The sequence below is a fragment of the Noviherbaspirillum sp. UKPF54 genome, assembly GCF_007874125.1.
Classification (GTDB): domain Bacteria; phylum Pseudomonadota; class Gammaproteobacteria; order Burkholderiales; family Burkholderiaceae_D; genus Noviherbaspirillum.
Genome location: NZ_CP040128.1, coordinates 1,273,903 through 1,292,258, shown reverse-complemented (window position 1 = coordinate 1,292,258; position 18,356 = coordinate 1,273,903). Strand labels below are relative to the sequence as shown.

The 18,356-nt window shown below is 60.9% G+C and carries 20 protein-coding genes; 8 read left to right on the top strand and 12 right to left on the bottom strand.

Annotated elements, in window-relative coordinates:
• On the bottom strand, positions 1-1,023 hold the full coding sequence (locus FAY22_RS06080) for an RluA family pseudouridine synthase (protein WP_371417391.1): 1,023 nt from the start codon (positions 1,021-1,023) through the stop codon (positions 1-3).
• A 58-nt stretch (positions 1,024-1,081) separates the two neighbouring features.
• Between FAY22_RS06080 and FAY22_RS06075 the strand changes: the two genes are divergently transcribed.
• On the top strand, positions 1,082-1,879 hold the full coding sequence (locus FAY22_RS06075) for an outer membrane protein assembly factor BamD (RefSeq protein WP_146329380.1): 798 nt from the start codon (positions 1,082-1,084) through the stop codon (positions 1,877-1,879).
• A 60-nt stretch (positions 1,880-1,939) separates the two neighbouring features.
• Here FAY22_RS06075 and yaaA read toward each other — a convergent pair whose 3' ends face one another.
• Positions 1,940-2,716: a peroxide stress protein YaaA gene (gene yaaA / locus FAY22_RS06070; protein WP_146329379.1), complete on the bottom strand. Its 777-nt coding sequence runs from the start codon at positions 2,714-2,716 to the stop codon at positions 1,940-1,942.
• A 27-nt stretch (positions 2,717-2,743) separates the two neighbouring features.
• Here yaaA and FAY22_RS06065 point away from each other — a divergent pair, with 27 nt between their 5' ends.
• The 3 genes from FAY22_RS06065 to FAY22_RS06055 all read left to right on the top strand — a co-directional run bounded on the left by FAY22_RS06065 (position 2,744) and on the right by FAY22_RS06055 (position 5,712).
• A complete protein-coding gene (locus tag FAY22_RS06065; protein ID WP_146329378.1) occupies positions 2,744-3,208 on the top strand; it encodes a putative toxin-antitoxin system toxin component, PIN family in 465 nt (154 codons plus the stop codon).
• A gap of 24 nt (positions 3,209-3,232) precedes the next feature.
• The gene (locus tag FAY22_RS06060; protein ID WP_146329377.1) at positions 3,233-4,402 is read left to right on the top strand and encodes a pyridoxal phosphate-dependent aminotransferase; all 1,170 of its coding nucleotides are present in this window, start codon (positions 3,233-3,235) and stop codon (positions 4,400-4,402) included.
• Positions 4,403-4,557: 155 nt separating this feature from the next.
• Positions 4,558-5,712, top strand: a complete 1,155-nt coding sequence (locus tag FAY22_RS06055; RefSeq protein ID WP_146329376.1) for an HD-GYP domain-containing protein — start codon at positions 4,558-4,560, stop codon at positions 5,710-5,712.
• 31 nt (positions 5,713-5,743) lie between these two features.
• On the opposite strand, the gene FAY22_RS06050 is transcribed toward FAY22_RS06055, so the two are convergent.
• Positions 5,744-6,391, bottom strand: a complete 648-nt coding sequence (locus FAY22_RS06050) for a glutathione S-transferase family protein (protein ID WP_146329375.1) — start codon at positions 6,389-6,391, stop codon at positions 5,744-5,746.
• Positions 6,392-6,547: 156 nt separating this feature from the next.
• On the opposite strand from FAY22_RS06050, the gene FAY22_RS06045 reads away from it, so the two are divergent.
• From FAY22_RS06045 to FAY22_RS06030, 4 genes are all read left to right on the top strand, one after another.
• Positions 6,548-7,327 (top strand): oxepin-CoA hydrolase, alternative type, encoded by a 780-nt coding sequence (locus FAY22_RS06045; protein WP_146329374.1) that lies wholly within the window; start codon positions 6,548-6,550, stop codon positions 7,325-7,327.
• Positions 7,324-8,028, top strand: a complete 705-nt coding sequence (locus FAY22_RS06040) for a histidine phosphatase family protein (RefSeq protein ID WP_146329373.1) — start codon at positions 7,324-7,326, stop codon at positions 8,026-8,028. The genes FAY22_RS06045 and FAY22_RS06040 overlap by 4 nt, the downstream gene beginning before the upstream one ends.
• A 109-nt stretch (positions 8,029-8,137) precedes the next feature.
• Positions 8,138-9,205, top strand: a complete 1,068-nt coding sequence (locus tag FAY22_RS06035; RefSeq protein ID WP_146329372.1) for a phosphotransferase family protein — start codon at positions 8,138-8,140, stop codon at positions 9,203-9,205.
• Between the two features lie 83 nt (positions 9,206-9,288).
• On the top strand, positions 9,289-9,981 hold the full coding sequence (locus FAY22_RS06030) for a glutathione binding-like protein (protein ID WP_146329371.1): 693 nt from the start codon (positions 9,289-9,291) through the stop codon (positions 9,979-9,981).
• Positions 9,982-10,034: 53 nt separating this feature from the next.
• Here the strand turns inward: FAY22_RS06030 and FAY22_RS06025 are convergent, their stop codons facing one another.
• From FAY22_RS06025 to FAY22_RS05985, 9 genes are all read right to left on the bottom strand, one after another.
• Positions 10,035-10,490 carry a MaoC family dehydratase gene (locus FAY22_RS06025; protein ID WP_146329370.1) on the bottom strand — a complete coding sequence of 152 codons (456 nt, stop codon included), beginning with the start codon at positions 10,488-10,490 and terminating at the stop codon, positions 10,035-10,037.
• A 34-nt stretch (positions 10,491-10,524) separates the two neighbouring features.
• A complete protein-coding gene (locus tag FAY22_RS06020; RefSeq protein ID WP_146329369.1) occupies positions 10,525-10,980 on the bottom strand; it encodes a MaoC family dehydratase in 456 nt (151 codons plus the stop codon).
• A 17-nt stretch (positions 10,981-10,997) separates the two neighbouring features.
• Entirely contained in the window at positions 10,998-12,137 is a 1,140-nt protein-coding gene (locus FAY22_RS06015; RefSeq protein ID WP_146329368.1) for an acyl-CoA dehydrogenase family protein, read from the bottom strand.
• A gap of 10 nt (positions 12,138-12,147) precedes the next feature.
• Entirely contained in the window at positions 12,148-13,344 is a 1,197-nt protein-coding gene (locus FAY22_RS06010; RefSeq protein WP_146329367.1) for an acyl-CoA dehydrogenase family protein, read from the bottom strand.
• 137 nt (positions 13,345-13,481) lie between these two features.
• Positions 13,482-13,904, bottom strand: coding sequence for a DUF1178 family protein (locus FAY22_RS06005; protein WP_146329366.1), 423 nt, complete (start codon positions 13,902-13,904; stop codon positions 13,482-13,484).
• 175 nt (positions 13,905-14,079) lie between these two features.
• Complete coding sequence (locus FAY22_RS06000; protein ID WP_146329365.1) at positions 14,080-14,361, bottom strand: hypothetical protein; 282 nt, start codon at positions 14,359-14,361, stop codon at positions 14,080-14,082.
• 387 nt (positions 14,362-14,748) lie between these two features.
• On the bottom strand, positions 14,749-15,723 hold the full coding sequence (lipA, locus tag FAY22_RS05995) for a lipoyl synthase (protein ID WP_210411902.1): 975 nt from the start codon (positions 15,721-15,723) through the stop codon (positions 14,749-14,751).
• 9 nt (positions 15,724-15,732) lie between these two features.
• Positions 15,733-16,857 carry a glycine cleavage system aminomethyltransferase GcvT gene (gene gcvT / locus FAY22_RS05990; protein ID WP_146329364.1) on the bottom strand — a complete coding sequence of 375 codons (1,125 nt, stop codon included), beginning with the start codon at positions 16,855-16,857 and terminating at the stop codon, positions 15,733-15,735.
• A gap of 43 nt (positions 16,858-16,900) precedes the next feature.
• Complete coding sequence (locus FAY22_RS05985) at positions 16,901-18,280, bottom strand: L-serine ammonia-lyase (RefSeq protein WP_146329363.1); 1,380 nt, start codon at positions 18,278-18,280, stop codon at positions 16,901-16,903.
• Positions 18,281-18,356: the final 76 nt, after the last annotated feature.

Here is an 18,356-nt window from a genome sequence, read left to right as displayed (position 1 = left end):
TCAATCCGCCGCGGCTGCGTCTATGCCGGCCCGCTCGAACAGTTCCGCCAAATCGGGCGGCAATGCCGCGCGCCATTCGCAATGCTGTTCCGACCCGGGGTGCGTCAGGCCGAGCCGATAGGCATGCAACGCCTGGCGGGCGAACGCTGATGCCAAGTGCGGCTTTCCATATAGCGGATCGCCCACCAATGGAAAACCGATCGACGCCATATGGACGCGGATCTGGTGGGTTCGCCCAGTTTCCAATTGGCAACGCAATAGGCTCACCGCGCGGCCATCGAGCTGTCCGGTTGCCAGGCGCTGGTAATGCGTGACTGCCGGCTTGGCGCTTTCATGCGTGGAGACGGCCATCTTGATGCGGTCGCGCGGGTGGCGGCCGATCGCGGCCTCGATCCGGCCGCTAATCTGCGGCATGCCCCACACCAGCGCCAGATATTCGCGCTTGACGGTGCGCGCCTGCAGCTGGCGCACCAGGTCGGTCTGCGCTTCCAGGGTCTTGGCGACCACCATCAAGCCGCTGGTTTCCTTGTCGAGGCGATGCACGATTCCCGCGCGCGGTACGCCGGCCTGCGACGGAATGTGGTGCAGCAGCCCGTTGAGCAAGGTACCGGTCCAGTTGCCTGCCGCCGGATGCACGACCAGGCCGGCCGGTTTGTCAATAACCAGAATCGACGCATCTTCGTGGACGATTGGCAGCGTCATCAGTTCCGGCTGATAGGCCTGTTCCTCGGGCGCTGCCTGCGGCTGCACGACGATGGTTTCGTCGCCCAGCATCGTCGTTTTCGGGCGCGCAGGCTGACCGTCCACGATGACATGGCCGGCTTCTATCCATTGCTGCAGGCGGCTGCGCGAATATTGCGGAACCAGTGTCGACAGCACCTTGTCGAGCCGCATGCCGCAATATTCGGGGCTCAGGACCAGGGTGATCGCGGCTTGCTCCGGCAAGCCTGCATCTTCATCGACGTCCTCGAAATCGGAGTCGGGCAGGGTTTTATTATTCAAATTCGGTTTTTCGGCGCGCATCGTGGCAAGTTCCATCAGCTATAATCGATCTCTTGTTCAGATGTATTCTTGCAACGTCATGCAAAAAAAATCCCTGAAGTTCGCTGCCCTTGTTCTCGCCGCCTCGCTGTCGGGTTGCGGTCTGCTTCCCGAAAAAGTGGATGAGACCAAGGATTGGCCAGCCGCCAAATTATACTCGGAGGCTCGCGACGAATTATCGAGCGGGAATTACGAAAAAGCGATCCAGTACTTCGAAAAGCTGGAGTCGCGTTATCCATTCGGCACCTATGCGCAGCAGGCGCAGATGGAAATCGCCTACGCCAATTACCGCCAGGGCGACCAGGCGCAGGCGCTGGCCGCGGTGGAGCGCTTCATCAAGCTGCACCCGAATCATCCGAACGTCGATTACATGTATTACCTGCGCGGACTGATCAACTTTAACGACAACACCGGCTTCTTCGATTTCCTGTCGAAGCAGGATCCGAGCGAACGCGATCCGAAAGCCGCGCATGAAGCCTTCGACTCCTTCAAGCAGCTGGCCGAGCGTTTCCCGGACAGCAAATACGCCAAGGATGCGATCGCCCGCATGAAGTACCTGGTCAATGCCATGGCACGCCACGAAGTGCATGTAGCAAGTTACTACTATCGCCGCGGCGCCTACGTGGCGGCGGCCAACCGTGCTCAGGTAGCGGTCAACGAATACCGCGACGCGCCGGTGATCGAGGAAGCCCTGACCATCATGGTGAAATCATACGATGCACTGGGCCTGACCGATCTGCGCGACGATACAGAACGCGTGCTGAAAGCGAATTTCCCGAACAGCGCATTTTTCAAGGGCACAGTGGCGCAAAGCGGCCCGTGGTGGAAAATCTGGTAAGTCGCGCTTACCGCGACAAAATGACAAAGCCTCGCAATGCGAGGCTTTGTCGTTTCCGGCCTAGCCCTCGATACGACGCCGAAAGACCCACATGTTGTCGTTTGAGGCTGCCGCGTCGAACGCATATCCTTCCGCATCGAATTCCTTCAGCTTTTCCGGCTGCCTGATCCCGTTCTTCACCGCGTAGCGCGCCATCATGCCGCGCGCGCGCTTGGCGTAAAACGAAATCACCTTGTACTTGCCGCCCTTCCAGTCCTCGAACACCGGCGTGATGACCGGCGCCTTCAACAAACGGGGCTTGACCACCCTGAAATACTCTTCCGACGCGAGATTGACCAGCGCCATCGACTTCTGCTCGTCCAAGGCCTGGTTGAGCGCCTCGGTAACCCGGTCGCCCCAGAATGCATACAGATCCTTGCCGCGTGGGTTAGCCAGCCGGGTTCCCATTTCCAGCCGATACGGCTGCATCAGGTCGAGCGGACGCAGCACGCCGTACAAGCCGGATAAAATGCGAATCCTGGATTGCGCGACATCGAGCTGTTTCGCGGTAAGCGACGCCGCGTCGAGCCCCTCGTAGACATCGCCGTTAAATGCGAGAATCGCCTGTTTTGCGTTCTCTTTGGTGAAGCTGGTCGACCAGGAAGCGTAACGCCCGACGTTCAACACCGCCAAGGCATCCGAAATCCGCATCAGGCTGCCGACCTGGGCCGGCGACAGCTGTTTCAGGGTAGCGATCAGTTCGGCCGAATGGCTGAGGAAATCCGGGAGGGTGTGCGCATCGGTCGTTGCAGGCGTGTCGTAGTCGAGCGTCTTGGCGGGCGATAAAACAATCAGCATGGAAAATCAATCAGGATAACTAAGGCAATGATACCGACGCGCATTGTAATCGACACCAACGTCTGCCTGGATCTGTTCGTGTTTCGCGACCCGCGCTGGGCAGGGCTGCTGGCGGCGCTGCAGGCTGGCACGGTGGAAGCTGTGACGCGGGACGATTGCCGCACCGAGTGGCTGCTGGTGCTGGAATACCGTCACCTCCCGCTGGACGAGCAATCGCGGCCACTTGCGGCGGCGCAGTTCGATGCCCTGATCACCTGCCTCGCGGCCGACATGCTGCTGCCGCGCGACGACATTCGCCTCCCCGTCTGCAAGGACCCGGACGACCAGAAATTCCTCGAACTGGCGCGCGACGCCCGGGCGCATACCTTGATCACCAAGGACAAAGCACTGCTGAAACTGGGAAAAAGAACCGCGCGCGCGGGGCTGTTCGGCATCATCCAGCCGGAATCCTGGCAGCCGACCGAGGCGGCAATGGTTACAATGCCAGCTTGATTCCCACAACTGCCCGCATGCCGCATGAATCCGTCTTCCAGCACTCCCGCTCTACAGTCGAAACTGCCGAACGTCGGCACCACGATCTTTACCGTCATGTCGGCCCTGGCGGCGGAAAAAGGCGCGGTCAACCTGGGCCAGGGTTTTCCGGATTTCGACTGTGACCCGGCTCTGGTCGACGCGGTGTCGGCGGCGATGAAGCAAGGCATGAACCAGTATCCGCCGATGACGGGCGTGCCGGCGTTGCGCGAAGCGATCGCGGCAAAGATTGCCGCGCTGTACGGCCACGCCTATGACGCTGCCACGGAAATCACCGTGACGGCGGGTGCCACCCAGGCCATCCTGACGGCGATCCTGTGCAGCGTCCATGCCGGCGACGAAGTCATCGTGATCGAACCGGCTTACGACAGCTACGTGCCGGCGATAGAGCTGGCCGGTGGAAAACCGGTTTTCGTGCAGATGGAAGTCGGCCCGGGCGGTTATTCCGTGCCCTGGGAAAAAGTGGCCGCGGCGGTCACGGACCGCACCCGCCTGATCATGGTCAATTCGCCGCACAATCCGACCGGCTCGGTGCTGCGTGCGGCGGACCTCGCGGCGCTCGCGGCCATCGTGCGCGGCACTGGCATCCTGATCATTTCCGACGAAGTGTACGAACACATGGTGTACGGCGACGCGCGCCATGAATCGGTGTGCCGTCATCCGGAGCTGGCGACGCGCGCCTTCGTCATCTCGAGTTTCGGCAAGACCTATCACGTGACCGGATGGAAGGTCGGCTATGTCGCCGCTCCGGCCCCACTGTCCGGCGAATTTCGCAAGGTGCATCAGTTCAACGTCTTTACCGTCAATACGCCGGTGCAGCATGCGCTGGCGCGCTACATGGGCGACCCGGCGCCCTATCTCGAACTTCCCGCGTTCTACCAGCGCAAGCGCGACCTGTTTCGCAACGGGCTGGCATCGACCCGTTTCAAGCTGCTGCCGTCCGACGGCACCTATTTCCAGTGCGTCGATTACTCCGCCGTGTCGGACATGCCGGAAGCCGACTTTGCAAAATGGCTGACGGCCGAAATCGGCGTCGCCGCCATTCCTGTTTCCGCCTTCTATCAGCAGCCACGGGAATCGGGCATCGTCCGCTTCTGTTTCGCCAAGAAGGATGAAACTTTGCGCAGCGCCCTTGAGCGGCTTGCAACCCTCTAGAAAATTTCTTATGCTGCCTATAGGAAACAAAAAAATCTGCCGATAACAGAGGCAAGGCGTACCGGTCATTCATCGTCGGCGCGAAGGCAAGTTGCATAAAAGACATGCAAGGCCGCATTTTGCAACCCCGTCATTGTTCGGTGCAGGGATAGCAGATGGACCAGAAAAACCTCACTGTTGCAGACTTCCTGATCGGCCATCCATTGCCTTGGGACGTCTATACCGAAGGCGACAAGCTGCTGCTGCGCCGCGGGCAGATCGTCCAATCCGTCGAACAGTTGCACAAACTGCTAGAGCGCGGCCTGTATATCAATCGATCCTCGGAAGAAGCGACGCAGGCTGCTGCCAAGGCGCATGAACGCCCCGTGCCCAAAAAGGCGGAAACCCCGTCCGCGCTCCATTTCATCAACCTGGCGAACAAGCGGCTCGAACGCCTGCTTTACAACCTCGTCAACGAAGACGGGGCGCAGGAAAAGCTCCTCGAAGTCGTGAAAGCACTGAATCACGCGGTCAACATCAATTCCGACGTGGCGCTGGCCAGCGTGCTGCTCAACCAGGATGCCGCCAACTATGCGGTGCGGCACAGCGTCGATACCGCGATCGTTGCACTGCACGTGGCACGCGCGATGAAGAAAACCCCGGATGAAATGCAAGCCATCATGGCGGCAGCCCTGACCATGAATATCGGCATGCTGCGCCAGCAGGACCATCTCGAGAGCAAATCCGAACCGCTCACCGAGAAGGAAAACGACATCATCCGCCACCATCCGCAGGAGTCGGTCGCCATCCTGCGCCAGGCCGGCATATCGGATCCGGAATGGCTGTCGTATGTGCTGCTGCACCATGAAAACGAAGACGGCAGCGGCTATCCGCTCGGCACGGGAATCGGGGATATTCCGCAAAACGCCAGGATCGTCGCGATGGCCGACCGCTATTGCGCCGCCGTCTCTCACCGCAAGTACCGCAAGACGCTGATGCCGAATGCCTCGCTGCGCGATGTGCTGATGGCCGGCGGCAAGGCCAGCGACCCGATGCTAGCGGCCTATTTCATCAAGGAGCTCGGCATGTATCCGCCCGGCGCCTTCGTCCGCCTGCAAAACGAGGAAATCGCGGTAGTGACCAAGCGGGCGACGGCCGAGGAGTTAGCGATCGTGCATGCCTTCATCGGCCCGCGCAACTCCGCGCTATCCATCCCGCTGCAACGCGAGACGGCAAAGAAGGCGTTTGCGATCCGGGAGGCGGTGTCGAGCGATCAGATCACCCTGCGCTTCAGCATGCACCAACTCTGGGGCGACGTCGCCGCGCCATGAATGAAGTCCGCGCCGCGGCCTTCCCCGCGTATTACCTGAAGCGCTGCATGAACAGCGCGGAGTTGGCCTTGCGATCCGCATTGACGCGCTGCGCAGCGGGCCGCTCGTTCATCATCGCCACATATTCCTGCAACGGCAAACCGGCCAGCACGTCTTCGCCGTAGATCTTCTTTGTCGTGCTGCTAACCAGCGGCAAATGGACCAGGCCAGCGCAATCGGCCATCGTGAATTCCGCGCCGGCCACGTACGGCGCGAATTTCGCCAGCTGCGCGAACGCTTTCGCGTTGCGCTTCAACAGCTTGTGCGCGCGCTCTTTCACCTCGTCCGACACCTTGCCTCCAAAGAAAGCCTCGGCGAACAACTCGCGCGCCACCAGCTCCAGATGCAGTTCCATGAAGGCGATCAGCTCGCGCACCTTGGCGGCTGCGAACGGGTCGGGCGGCATCAGCGGCTTTTCCGGATACGCGGCTTCCAGGTATTCCATCATGACTTGCGATTCGCACAGCAGCCCATGCCCGGTGTCGAAAAAAGGCACCTTGCCCAACGGCGAACGCGCCAGCAACTCGGGCGAGCGGTCGGTCCAGACCAGCTCCTCTTCGAATGGCACGCCCTTTTCGAGCAGCGCGAACTTGACCTTGTTGTAGTAATTGCTGGCGGCAAAGCCGCAGAGTTTCAGCATGTCGTCTCCCCTCTGGTTAATGAATTCTTGCTTGCGAGCTTACTGCAGGAAATGGCCGGATTGCAGTCTTAGCCACTTGACGTCCACATTTCGGCAATAATATCGTGCAATGCAATTGCGTTTTACGGCACATCCATTTTCCAACCCGCCATCACCATGTCCGCCGAACTCCAAGCCTCGCGCCAGGACGCGACCCTGATTCTGACTATCTCCAATCCCGGTGCCCGGAATGCGCTGCATCCCGACATGTACGCCGCCGCGATCGAGACCCTGACGACCGCCGAACGAGACGAGTCGATCCGCGCGGTCGTACTGACCGGCGCCGACCATTTTTTCTGCGCCGGCGGCAACCTCAACCGGTTGCTGGATAACCGAGGCAAGGATCCGTCCGTGCAAGCCGACTCGATCGACCAGCTGAACGGCTGGATCGAGGCGATCCGCGATTGCCCGAAACCGGTGATCGCCGCCGTCGACGGTGCGGCGGCCGGCGCCGGCTTTTCTCTGGCGCTGGCGTGCGACATGATCGTCGCCGGCCAGTCCGCCAAGTTCGTGATGGCCTACGCACGCGTCGGCCTCACGCCCGATGGCGGCGGCTCCTGGTTCCTGACGCGCGCCCTGCCGCGCCAGCTGGCGTTTGAAATCCTGGTTGAAGGCAAGCCGGTGTCCGCGCCTCGGCTGCATGAACTGGGGCTGGTCAACCGATTGGCGGCGGATGGCTCCGCGCTGGATGCGGCGCTGGCCTGGGCCGACGAATTGGCGGAACTGTCGCCCAATGCCGTCGAGCGTATCAAGACACTCACCCACGAAGCGCAAGCCAATTCGCTGGCCCGGCACTTTGACAGCGAAAAGCGGCATTTCGTCGAGAGCCTGCATCACCGCGACGGGCATGAAGGCATTACCGCCTTCCTGGAGAAAAGAAAGCCCCACTACAAATGACTTCCCATCAGAGACGGCGCATCTACCTGATGCGCCACGGCAGCGTCACGTATTTCGACGAACAAGGCAAACCCTTCCTCCCGGAACAGGTGCCTTTGAACGAACTAGGCCAACGTCAAGCCACAGCCGCCGGCAAGGTGTTCGCGCAGGCAGGGTTGCGGTTCGACCGCGTGATCGTGTCCGGCTTGCCGCGCACCGTCGAAACTGCAACACGGGTGTTGGCCGAAACCGGGCAGCGGATCGAGCTGGAGCACTGGAGCGACCTGGAAGAACTACGCGGCGGCAAGCTTTCCGCAATTCCGGACGAAAGCCTGAAAGAAGCTTTCGTCGGCGCCTTCGACGGGCTGGTGCCGGAAGACAAGCAATTCCTCGGCGGCGAAACCATCGGCCAGCTGCTGGACCGCGTGCATCCCTGCATCGACCGCCTGCGAAACGATTCCTCGTGGGACACGGTGCTGCTCGTGCTGCATGGCGGCGTCAACCGCGCGATCCTGTCCTACGCGCTGACCAACCAGCGGCTCTTTCTCGGCAATCTCGCGCAGACCGCCGGCTGCATCAATGCGATCGACGTCGGAGCAGCCCATGCCGATTGGGTAGTGCGCATCGTGAATTACTCGCCCATCTCGGAGCTGCAGGGCGAGTCGCGCCATACCACGATGGAAGTACTGCTTGATCAGTACCGCAAGTCGCGCGGCTTGTAGCTCGCGCCCCTCTTTTTCGCCTTCAGGCACCGGAAAAATAGTACGAGCGTACACTTTTGTAATGTAAAATGAGCCATCATTGATCCGCCCCTCACGCAAAGGAGACAAGATGTTCGAAGAATTCATGGGCACCCGGCCGGTGTCGGAGCGCGCGAAGTTCGATGTCGACGCATTGCAGGCCTACATGCGCGAACACGTCGAAGGCTATTCCGGCGAGCCGCTCACGGTGGAACAGTTCAAGGGCGGGCAATCCAATCCGACCTTCAAGCTGTCCGCAGGCGACCAACGCTATGTGCTGCGCACCAAGCCGGGCCCGGCCGCCAAGCTGCTCGCCTCCGCCCATGCGATCGACCGCGAGTTCCGCGTGATGGATGCGCTCAACAAGGCCGGCTTCCCGGCCGCGCGCCAATATGCATTGTGCGAGGACGAGTCGGTGATCGGCCGCGCCTTCTACATCATGGAATTCGTCGACGGCCGCGTGCTGTGGGACCAGTCGATGCCGGGCATGAGCAACGCCGAGCGCGCCGCGCACTACGACGAGATGAACCGCGTGATCGCCCAGCTGCACACGATCGATTACGCCGCGATCGGCCTGGCCGACTACGGCAAGCCGGGTAACTACTTCGCGCGCCAGATCGACCGCTGGACCAAGCAGTACCGTGCGTCGGAAACCGAGAAAATCGAGGCGATGGACAAGCTGATCGAATGGCTGCCGAATAACATCCCGCCGGGCGACGAAACCAGCATCGTGCATGGCGACTACCGCCTCGACAACATGATCTTCCATCCGACCGAGCCGCGCGTGCTGGCGGTGCTGGACTGGGAATTGTCGACGCTGGGCCACCCGCTGGCCGACTTCTCCTACCACTGCATGAGCTGGCATATCCCGCAGGGCCAGTTCCGCGGCATCGGCGGCCTCGACCACAAGGCGCTCGGGATTCCGACCGAAGACGAGTACATCGCGAAATACTGCGAGCGCACCGGCAAGACGATCCGCAAGGAAGACTTCGACTTCTACCTCGCCTATAACATGTTCCGCCTGGCAGGCATCATGCAAGGCATCATGAAGCGCTACGTCGACGGCACCGCCGCCAGCGAGCAGGCGCTCAAGAACGGCAAGGCCGCGCGCCCGATGGCGGAGATGGGCTGGAGCTACGCTTCGCGCGCCAAGGGTTGATCGCCCCGCTTCTTGGTCTGCACGGAATCTCGAACTTCTGCATAATCAAGCAGCGTTTGAGATTCCGACAACAAGGAGAAAAAATGATCGACGTTTATTCCGCCGCCACGCCCAACGGCCACAAGATTCACATCATGCTGGAAGAATGCGGCCTGCCCTACCGGGTCCATCACATCAACATCGGCGAGGGTGACCAGTTCAAGCCTGAATTCCTGGCGATTTCCCCCAACAACAAGATCCCGGCGATCGTCGACGCCGACGGCCCCGACGGCAAGCCGATGTCGCTATACGAATCCGGCGCGATCCTGGTCTACCTTGCCAGCAAGACAGGCAAATTCCTTGGCAACACCGATCGGCAGAAGTTCGTCACGCTGCAATGGCTGATGTTCCAGATGGGCGGCGTCGGGCCGATGCTGGGACAGGCGCACCACTTCCGCATCTACGCGCCGGAGAACATCGAGTACGCGGTCAACCGCTATACGAATGAGGCGCATCGCCTGTACGGCGTCATCGACAGGCAGCTGTCGAAAAATGCCTATCTCGCGGGCGACGAATACACGATCGCCGACATCGCCACGTTCCCGTGGCTGCGTTCATGGAAGAATCAGGGAATCGAGTGGGCGGATTTCCCGAATGCGAAACGCTGGTTCGATGAAATCAGCGAGCGGCCGGCAGTCAAGCGCGGCGTCGAAGTGCTAGCCGGCGAGCGCAAGCCGCTGACCGACGACAAGGCAAGGGATATCCTGTTCGGCAAGACGCAATACGCGAAGCACTAAACCTTCTGTCACGCAGGGCGCGTCATGACACGCCCTGCAAAACGCCTTCCGTTTTACCAATAGCGGCGCGAAATCGATTCTGCGACACAGACCGGCTTGTCGCCGCCCTCGCGTTCGATCGTCACCTTCCAGATGACCTGCACGCCGCCTTCGATATCTTCCACTTCCTGCAGCGTCATGCGCGCGCGCACCTTGCTGCCGACCGGGACGGGTGCCGGAAAGCGCACCTTGTTCAGTCCGTAATTCACGCCCATCTTGCTGCTGGGGATGCTGACCGCGCTCTCCATCAGCATGGGCAGCAGCGACAAGGTGAGAAAGCCGTGCGCAATCGTGCCGCCGTACGGCGACTCCTTGCGCGATCGCTCGACATCGGTATGGATCCATTGATGGTCCCCGGTCGCTTCGGCAAACATGTTGACGCGCTCCCGGCTGATCGCCACCCAGTCGGTGACCGCGACCTCCTGCCCGACCAGGCTTTTCAGTTCTTCTACCGACGAAATTTTCCGCATGTTGTCTCCATACTCGTCTCGTTGAATATTTTGTTTATGCCGGCCGGCGCTGGAACATGCCCATGCCCTTGATGGTGGCGACCAGTTCTCCGTGCTGGTTTTTTGCCTCCCACAAGGTGACCACCACGCCACGGTCCGGCCGGCTGCCCGACGGCCGCTTCTCCAGCGCGGTGGTCGTGACGGTCATCGTATCGCCACCGCGCACCGGCTTGATCCAGCGGATTTCGTCGACGCCGGGCGAACCGAGGCTGGCTGCTTCCCTCAGGAATCCATCTACCATCAGGCGCATGATCATGCCGCAGGTATGCCAGCCGCTGGCGATGATTCCGCCGTACATCGACTTCGCGGCGGCGTCCCTATCGACGTGAAATGGCTGGGGGTCGAACTGTGTCGCAAAATCGATGATTTCCTCTTCCGTCACAGTACGGCTTCCGACTTCAATGGACTTACCCACTTCAAAATCTTCAAAGTACCAGTTCGGTTGCGACATATTCGCCCCTTTCCTTGTTAAGCAGCGTCCTTGAAGCCCGGCTGCGCGGCAAAACGTGCCAGGTGGTGATCGGTGTCGCCCAGCGTCAGCTCGATCATGGTCAGGCGCTTGAAGTGATGCGCGGACGGCAGCTCGTTGGTCACGCCCATGCCGCCATGCAGCTGCACCGCCTGCTGGCCGACATACTTCATCGCCTGGCCGACGCGCGCCTTCGCGGCCGACACGGTGCGGCGGCGTTCGGTCGCGTCCGCCGATGCAACCTTCACCGCAGCCAGCGTCGCCATCGAACGCGCCTGCTCGGCCTGCATGAACATCTCGGCCATGCGGTGCTGCAGCACCTGAAATTTACCGATCGGCACGCCGAATTGCTGGCGGGTTTTAAGGTATTCCAGCGTCGCTGCATTCAATGCATCCATCGCACCGACCGCTTCCGCGCACAGCAGGGTCGCACCGTAATCCGCTGCAGCATCGAGGATGTCCCAGCCGGCACCTTCCTTGCCGAGCAAAGCGGAGGTTGGCACCTGCACGTTGTCGAAGCTGATATCGGCCGCGCGCAGGCAATCGAGCGTGCGATAGTCGCGGATCGAAACACCGGCGGCATCGGCCGGCACCACGAACAGCGAAATGCCGTTCGTGCCGCGCTGCTCGCCGCTCGTACGTGCGGATACGATGATCTTGTCGGCCTGCCCGCCATGTATGACGATGGTCTTCGTGCCGTTGATCACGTAACCCTCGCCATTGGCTTTCGCGGTCGTCGAGACATCGGACAAGTCATGGCGTGCCTGCTTTTCGCCCAGCGCCGCCGCCAGCTTCAGTTCGCCGCCCGCGACCTGCTCCAGCAGAGCTTCCTGGCCGCCGGCCAGCTTCAGGAATTGCGCGCCGACGACCGTCGCGAAATACGGCTCGACCACCAGGCCACGCCCCAACTCCTGCATCACGACCAGCATGTCGACCGCGGAACCGTTGAAACCGCCTTGTTCTTCGGGAATAGGCAATGCCGTCATGCCCAGCTCGGTCAGCGTCGCCCAGGCGTCGTCCGAAACTCCCTTGTCGGAATGGACGATCTTGTTGCGATGCTCGAAGGTGTAATCCTTGTCGATGAAACGACGCAGCGCATCCTTGAACTGCTGTTGCTCCGGTGTGTAATTGAAGTCCATGCTTGTCCCCTCACAGCCCCAGGATCATCTGGGAAATGATGTTCTTCTGAATCTCGTTGGATCCGCCGTAGATCGACGTCTTGCGGAAGTTGAAGTAATACCCGGCCAGCGGTGCCGCATCATCATCTCCGGTGATGCTGTGCTCGTGCTCGCCCTCGAGATAGGCCGGATCGAAAGGCATCGCGTACGGACCGGCGGCTTCCACCATCAGTTCCGTCAGCCACTGCTGCACCTCGGTGCCCTTCACCTTCAGCATCGACGCTTCCGGTCCCGGGCCGCGCTTGGCGCCTTCCTGCGACAGCACGCGCAGCACGGTCATCTCGAGTGCCATGATTTCGATTTCCAGGCTGGCGACCTTGGCGGCGAACAGCGGATCATCGAGCAGCGGCTTGCCGTTCTTCTGCTGCTTGTTGGCGACGCGCTTCAGGAATTGCAGCTCGCGCTTGGCGCGGCCGACCGCGGCGATATTGGTGCGCTCGTGGCCGAGCAGGTATTTCGCGTAGGTCCAGCCCTTGTTTTCTTCGCCGATCAGGTTCGCCACCGGCACCTTCACGTTGTCGAAGAAGACTTCGTTCACCTCATGCTCTTCGTCGAGCATGATGATCGGGCGCACGGTGATGCCCGGCGTCTTCATGTCGATCAGCAGGAACGAGATGCCTTCCTGCTTGCGCGCGTTCGGATCGGTGCGTACCAGGCAGAAAATCATGTCGGCGTGCTGGCCCAGCGTGGTCCAGGTCTTCTGGCCATTGACGATGTAGTAGTCGCCCTGGCGTTCGGCGCGCGTCTTCAGCGACGCGAGGTCGGAACCGGAGCCGGGCTCGGAATAGCCCTGGCACCACCAGTCGTCGCAATTGAGAATGCGCGGCAGGTAGTGCCTTTTCTGCGCCTCGTTACCGTAAGCCATGATGACGGGCGCCACCATGTTGACGCCGAACGGCAGGATCGCCGGGGTGCCGGCGCGCGCGCATTCCTCTTCCCAGATGTGGCGCTGCACGGCGGTCCAGCCGGTGCCGCCGTATTCGACCGGCCAACCGGTGCCGACCCAGCCCTGCTTGGCGACGATCTTGTGCCAGCGGACGTAATCTTCTTTAGAAAGGCGCTTGTGATTGAGGACTTTGTGCTGCAGGTCTTTTGGCAGGTTCGCATCCAGGAAGGCGCGAACAGTATCGCGGAAGGCCAGATCTTCCGCCGTGTAATTCAAATCCATGCTGTCTCCTAGTTTTCCCGGTTAAAAAGCACGACCGTTCGAAAACGATTATACAGCGGATTTCAGGAATGCATAGCGAAATAATATGTGGCTGGTCGACCAGTCGAACTGGTCAATCGGTGAGAGGAAAACTGCCGTTATTGGAGCGGCTGCTTCAATGCGGCTGGCAGCGGCAGCGGGGTAACCTCGATCCCCTCGTCCACCAGCGCCTCGCATTCGGCAACGGTGGCGACACCGCGAATCGGCCGCTCCGGGGATTCGTTGTAGTGGATGCGCCTGGCCTCGTCGGCGAAGCGTTCGCCGACATCCTCGGTGCCTTCAATAACCTTGCGCACCATGCTCAAGATTTGGGCCTGGATCTTGGCGGTGGCGTCCCCGCGCGGCTCTTGTGCCGACGAGAGATTGAGACGCGGAGCGGAAGGAAGCTTGTTGATGGAGCGGCTTTCGCAAACGGGGCACGCAATCCTGTTCTGAGCCAGTTGCGAGGCGTAATCATCCTCCGAAGAAAACCATCCTTCGAAACGATGCTCGTGGTCACAACTGAGGTTATAGACTTTCATGGGTGTGCCGGACTGAAAACCGCACCCGGAACGGAGCGTTGCCGTTCCGACGTAGAGTGCGCATGAAGGCGGCATGAAAGCCGCCGCACAAGTGCCACTATTTTACAGTTTTCTATCGGGACACGTACCGAAAGGACATCGTTTCGCCTTAATTATCGAGCGATATGTCGTTGATTTAATTGAATTCGAACTGCTGCTGTGCGCCGGCCAAGATGGCCGGCAAGCGCTGCGCGAGAAGCACAGCCTTCGCGCGACGGCGGGCATTATGCACCTCCATGGCCCCGGTCAGCTTTTGCACATTCGCCTTGATTTCCATGATCTGTTCGGATTTCGCAAGCCGAACCAGGCTATGCAGGCTCTCACGGAACAGATATTTCTGACGCAGCGTTGCGTCTTCCCCCAACATGGCCGCAATCAGATTATCAATAACTTGGTCCGACTCAAGTTGTTTCTTCATGACTGTCTCCAGTTGATGAAAGGAATTTTCTAACTAGAAAGTATCCTTAATTCTCGACAGGCAATTTTTGAGAAATCTCAATCGGAATTCGGGTTTCATTCTCGTCAGTAACAACGAATATTTAATTGTCAACAAAAAAAACCCGCATGGCTGACGCGATGCGGGTAAATACTTCCTGGGAGGCCTTTAGGGACCGACCTCATCGTATGACAGACTGGATAAGCCGGCTTTGCGTTACCACAAAGAACATATTGACTTTGATAATTATCAGAAGTTACCCACAGCAACTGTGGCTAAGCCTGTTGATAACCATGTTGATTTCTTCCTAGTCTTTTGATTTGAAAAGATTTTCCCTAAAGCTTCATTTCTTGGGCAAGGCGCCGTCAGTCAGAACTGCCCTTTCGCCTGCAGATCCGCGTGATACGAGGATCGCACCATCGGCCCGGACGCGACATGGGTGAACCCCATCTTCTGGCCCGCGACGCGTAACGCATCGAATTCTTCCGGCGTGACATAGCGCTGCACCTGCAGATGATGCGCGCTCGGCTGTAAATACTGCCCCAGGGTCAGCATCTCGATCCGATGCGCGCGCATGTCGCGCATGACCGCTTCAACCTCATCCAGAGTTTCGCCAAGACCGAGCATCAGGCCGGACTTGGTCGGAACATCGGGATGCTGCTCTTTCACGCGCAACAGCAGGTCGAGCGAATGATCGTAATCCGCGCCAGGACGGGCCTGCTTGTACAGGCGTGGCACCGTTTCGAGGTTGTGATTGAACACATCCGGCGGCGCCTCGCGCAGGATTTCCAGCGCAGTATCGACGCGCCCCCGGAAATCCGGCGTCAGGATCTCGATCGAGATGCCGGGATTGAGGCGCCGCGCCTCCTGGATGCAGGCGACGAAATGCGCCGCGCCGCCGTCGCGCAGGTCGTCGCGGTCGACCGAGGTGATCACGACGTACTTCAGGCCCATCGCCTTGATCGTCTCGGCCATGTTCTTCGGCTCGTCCGGATCGAGCGGGTTGGGACGGCCGTGGCCGACGTCGCAGAACGGGCAGCGCCGGGTGCAGATGTCACCCATGATCATGAAGGTCGCTGTGCCGCTCTTGAAGCATTCGCCCAGGTTCGGGCACTTCGCTTCCTCGCATACCGTATGCAGCTTGTTCTCGCGCAGCACGGACTTCAGGCGCTGCACCTCGCGGGTCCCGGTGAATTCGGCTCGGATCCACTTCGGCTTGCGCAGGTACTGCGACGGCTCGGTCGGCGCAATCTTGATCGGAATGCGCGCCATCTTTTCCGCGCCGCGCAGCTTTTCGCCGGCCTGCACCGGGCGCGAAGCCGGATCGATCTTCGAATCGCTCATCGGTTGCCTTCAGCCACGGTAGTAGCGCTGGGGCGCGAACGGCGTCTTCGCCACTTCAACCGGAACCGGCTTGCCGCGCACGATCGCCTGCAGCGCAGTGCCGATTTTGGACTGCGCAGTTTCGGTATAACCCATCGCGACCGGGCCGCCCACCGTCGGGCCAAAGCCGCCGCTGGTCACTTTCCCGATCACGCGGCCTTCGGCGTCGGTCAATTCCGCGCCTTCACGCACCGGCATGCGGTCCTTGACCAGCAGGCCGACGCGCTTGCGTGCCACGCCTTCGGCAAGCTGCCGCAGGATGACTTCCGCACCGAGGTAACCGCCGGGGCGGGCGCCGTCCGCGCGACGCGCCTTGGACAACGCCCACGCCAGGCTGGCCTCGACCGGCGTGGTCGTCGTATCCATGTCATGCCCATACAGGCACAGCCCGGCTTCCAGCCGCAGCGAGTCGCGCGCGCCGAGGCCGATCGGCGCCACTTCCGGCTGCGCCAGCAGCAGGCGCGCAAGCTCTTCGGCCTTGTCGTTGGGTACCGAGATTTCGAAGCCATCCTCGCCGGTATAGCCGGAACGGCTGACGAAGCATTCGGCACCGACCAGCGTGGCCTTGGTGGTCTGCATGAAGACCATCTTCACCGCTTCCGGCGCGAGGCGCGCCATCACGGTTGCCGCCGCCGGCCCCTGCAAGGCCAGCAGCGCACGATCCGAGAGTTCCTCGATCGTGCAACGGTTGCCGATATGCTTGCGCATGTGCGCGACGTCCTGCTGCTTGCACGCGGCATTGACCACCACGAACAGGTGGTCGCCGCCGTTCGACACCATCAGGTCGTCCAGGATGCCGCCGTGCTCGTCGGTGAACATCGCGTAGCGCTGCGTATTCAGCGGGAGATCGATGATATCGACCGGCACCAGCGTCTCCAGCGCAGCCGCGGCGTCCGGTCCGGAAAGGCGCACCTGCCCCATGTGCGACACGTCGAACAGCCCTGCCTGGGTACGGGTATGGTTGTGCTCCTTGAGCACGCCGGTGGGATACTGCACCGGCATTTCGTAACCGGCGAACGGCACCATGCGGGCGCCGAGTTCGACATGCAGGTTGTACAGCGGAGTACGGGCCAGAGCTTGCGTGGTGTTTTCCATAAAACTGTTTTCCTTTTTTATTCGATGCCGCAAAGGAGCGGCATCAGCACTCGATCACATTGACCGCAAGTCCTCCGCGCGCGGTCTCCTTGTACTTCGTTTTCATGTCTGCTCCGGTTTCGCGCATGGTCTTGATCACCTTGTCGAGCGACACGAAATGCTGGCCGCTGCCGCGCAAGGCCATGCGCGCCGCATTGATCGCCTTGATCGATCCCATCGCATTGCGCTCGATGCAGGGTACCTGCACCAGCCCGCCGATCGGATCGCAGGTCAATCCGAGGTTATGCTCCATGCCGATTTCCGCGGCATTTTCCACCTGCTCGGGCGTTCCGCCCATCACTTCGGCCAGCGCGCCCGCAGCCATCGAACAGGCGACGCCGACTTCGCCCTGGCAGCCGACTTCAGCCCCGGAAATCGAGGCATTCTCCTTGTACAGGATGCCGATCGCCGCGGCCGTCAGCAGGAAACGCATCACGCCCTCATCGTTCGCGCCAGCGACGAAGCGATGGTAGTAATGCAGCACCGCCGGAATGATGCCGGCCGCGCCATTGGTCGGCGCCGTCACGACCCGGCCGCCCGCCGCGTTCTCTTCGTTGACCGCCAGCGCATACAGGTTCACCCAGTCCATCGTGGTCAGAGGATCGCGCAGGCTGGCCTCCGGCTGGCTGGACAGCTTGCGGTACAGCTCGGCGGCGCGCCGTTTCACCTGCAGGCCGCCCGGCAGCGTGCCTTCCCGTTCGCAGCCGCGCTTGACGCACTCCTGCATCACCTGCCAGATTCTCAGGAGGCCGGCGCGCGTTTCCTGTTCGCTGCGCCACACCTTCTCGTTTTCCAGCATGAGCTGGCTGATCGTCAGCCCGTGCTGCCTGCACAGGGCAAGCATTTCCGCCGCGCTCTTGAACGGATAAGGCAATACTGTCGTATCCGGCACGATCCGGTCGATGCCGGCCGCGTCTTCGTTGACCACGAAGCCGCCCCCCACCGAGTAATACACCTTGCTGCGGATTTCCGCGCCCGCCGCGCCATAGGCGGTGAAGCGCATGCCGTTCGGGTGATAAGGCAAGGATTGCCGCTTGTAGAGCAACAGATGCTCGCTCTCGATGAACGGAATCGCTTTTTCCCCGAGCAGGTCGATGCGCTTTTCTTGCCGAATCTTCGCCAGCGTGTCGGCCACCGTATCGGTATCAACCAGGTCCGGCGCTTCGCCCTGCAGCCCGAGCAATACCGCCTTGTCGCTGCCGTGGCCTTTCCCGGTTGCGCCCAGCGAACCGTACAGCTCCGCCTTGACCGCTTCCGTCTGCGCCAGCAGCCCGGCATCCCGCAAGCCGCTGACGAACTGCAAAGCCGCCCGCATCGGCCCGACGGTATGCGAACTGGACGGGCCGATGCCAATCTTGAACAACTCAAAAACGCTGATGGCCATACTTCGCCTGCCGCCTCGTCTACCCCTTGGTTGTTCCTCTCCCGCCATGGGGAGAGGACAAAATGCCCTGCTGTCG

Bases quoted from the DNA above. Each gene is read 5' to 3' on its own strand.
- FAY22_RS06080 (WP_371417391.1), bottom strand. From the start codon at position 1,023: ATGCGCGCCGAAAAACCGAATTTGAATAATAAAACCCTGCCCGACTCC.
- FAY22_RS06075 (WP_146329380.1), top strand. From the start codon at position 1,082: ATGCAAAAAAAATCCCTGAAGTTCGCTGCCCTTGTTCTCGCCGCCTCG.
- yaaA (WP_146329379.1), bottom strand. From the start codon at position 2,716: ATGCTGATTGTTTTATCGCCCGCCAAGACGCTCGACTACGACACGCCT.
- FAY22_RS06065 (WP_146329378.1), top strand. From the start codon at position 2,744: ATGATACCGACGCGCATTGTAATCGACACCAACGTCTGCCTGGATCTG.
- FAY22_RS06060 (WP_146329377.1), top strand. From the start codon at position 3,233: ATGAATCCGTCTTCCAGCACTCCCGCTCTACAGTCGAAACTGCCGAAC.
- FAY22_RS06055 (WP_146329376.1), top strand. From the start codon at position 4,558: ATGGACCAGAAAAACCTCACTGTTGCAGACTTCCTGATCGGCCATCCA.
- FAY22_RS06050 (WP_146329375.1), bottom strand. From the start codon at position 6,391: ATGCTGAAACTCTGCGGCTTTGCCGCCAGCAATTACTACAACAAGGTC.
- FAY22_RS06045 (WP_146329374.1), top strand. From the start codon at position 6,548: ATGTCCGCCGAACTCCAAGCCTCGCGCCAGGACGCGACCCTGATTCTG.
- FAY22_RS06040 (WP_146329373.1), top strand. From the start codon at position 7,324: ATGACTTCCCATCAGAGACGGCGCATCTACCTGATGCGCCACGGCAGC.
- FAY22_RS06035 (WP_146329372.1), top strand. From the start codon at position 8,138: ATGTTCGAAGAATTCATGGGCACCCGGCCGGTGTCGGAGCGCGCGAAG.
- FAY22_RS06030 (WP_146329371.1), top strand. From the start codon at position 9,289: ATGATCGACGTTTATTCCGCCGCCACGCCCAACGGCCACAAGATTCAC.
- FAY22_RS06025 (WP_146329370.1), bottom strand. From the start codon at position 10,490: ATGCGGAAAATTTCGTCGGTAGAAGAACTGAAAAGCCTGGTCGGGCAG.
- FAY22_RS06020 (WP_146329369.1), bottom strand. From the start codon at position 10,980: ATGTCGCAACCGAACTGGTACTTTGAAGATTTTGAAGTGGGTAAGTCC.
- FAY22_RS06015 (WP_146329368.1), bottom strand. From the start codon at position 12,137: ATGGACTTCAATTACACACCGGAGCAACAGCAGTTCAAGGATGCGCTG.
- FAY22_RS06010 (WP_146329367.1), bottom strand. From the start codon at position 13,344: ATGGATTTGAATTACACGGCGGAAGATCTGGCCTTCCGCGATACTGTT.
- FAY22_RS06005 (WP_146329366.1), bottom strand. From the start codon at position 13,904: ATGAAAGTCTATAACCTCAGTTGTGACCACGAGCATCGTTTCGAAGGA.
- FAY22_RS06000 (WP_146329365.1), bottom strand. From the start codon at position 14,361: ATGAAGAAACAACTTGAGTCGGACCAAGTTATTGATAATCTGATTGCG.
- lipA (WP_210411902.1), bottom strand. From the start codon at position 15,723: ATGAGCGATTCGAAGATCGATCCGGCTTCGCGCCCGGTGCAGGCCGGC.
- gcvT (WP_146329364.1), bottom strand. From the start codon at position 16,857: ATGGAAAACACCACGCAAGCTCTGGCCCGTACTCCGCTGTACAACCTG.
- FAY22_RS05985 (WP_146329363.1), bottom strand. From the start codon at position 18,280: ATGGCCATCAGCGTTTTTGAGTTGTTCAAGATTGGCATCGGCCCGTCC.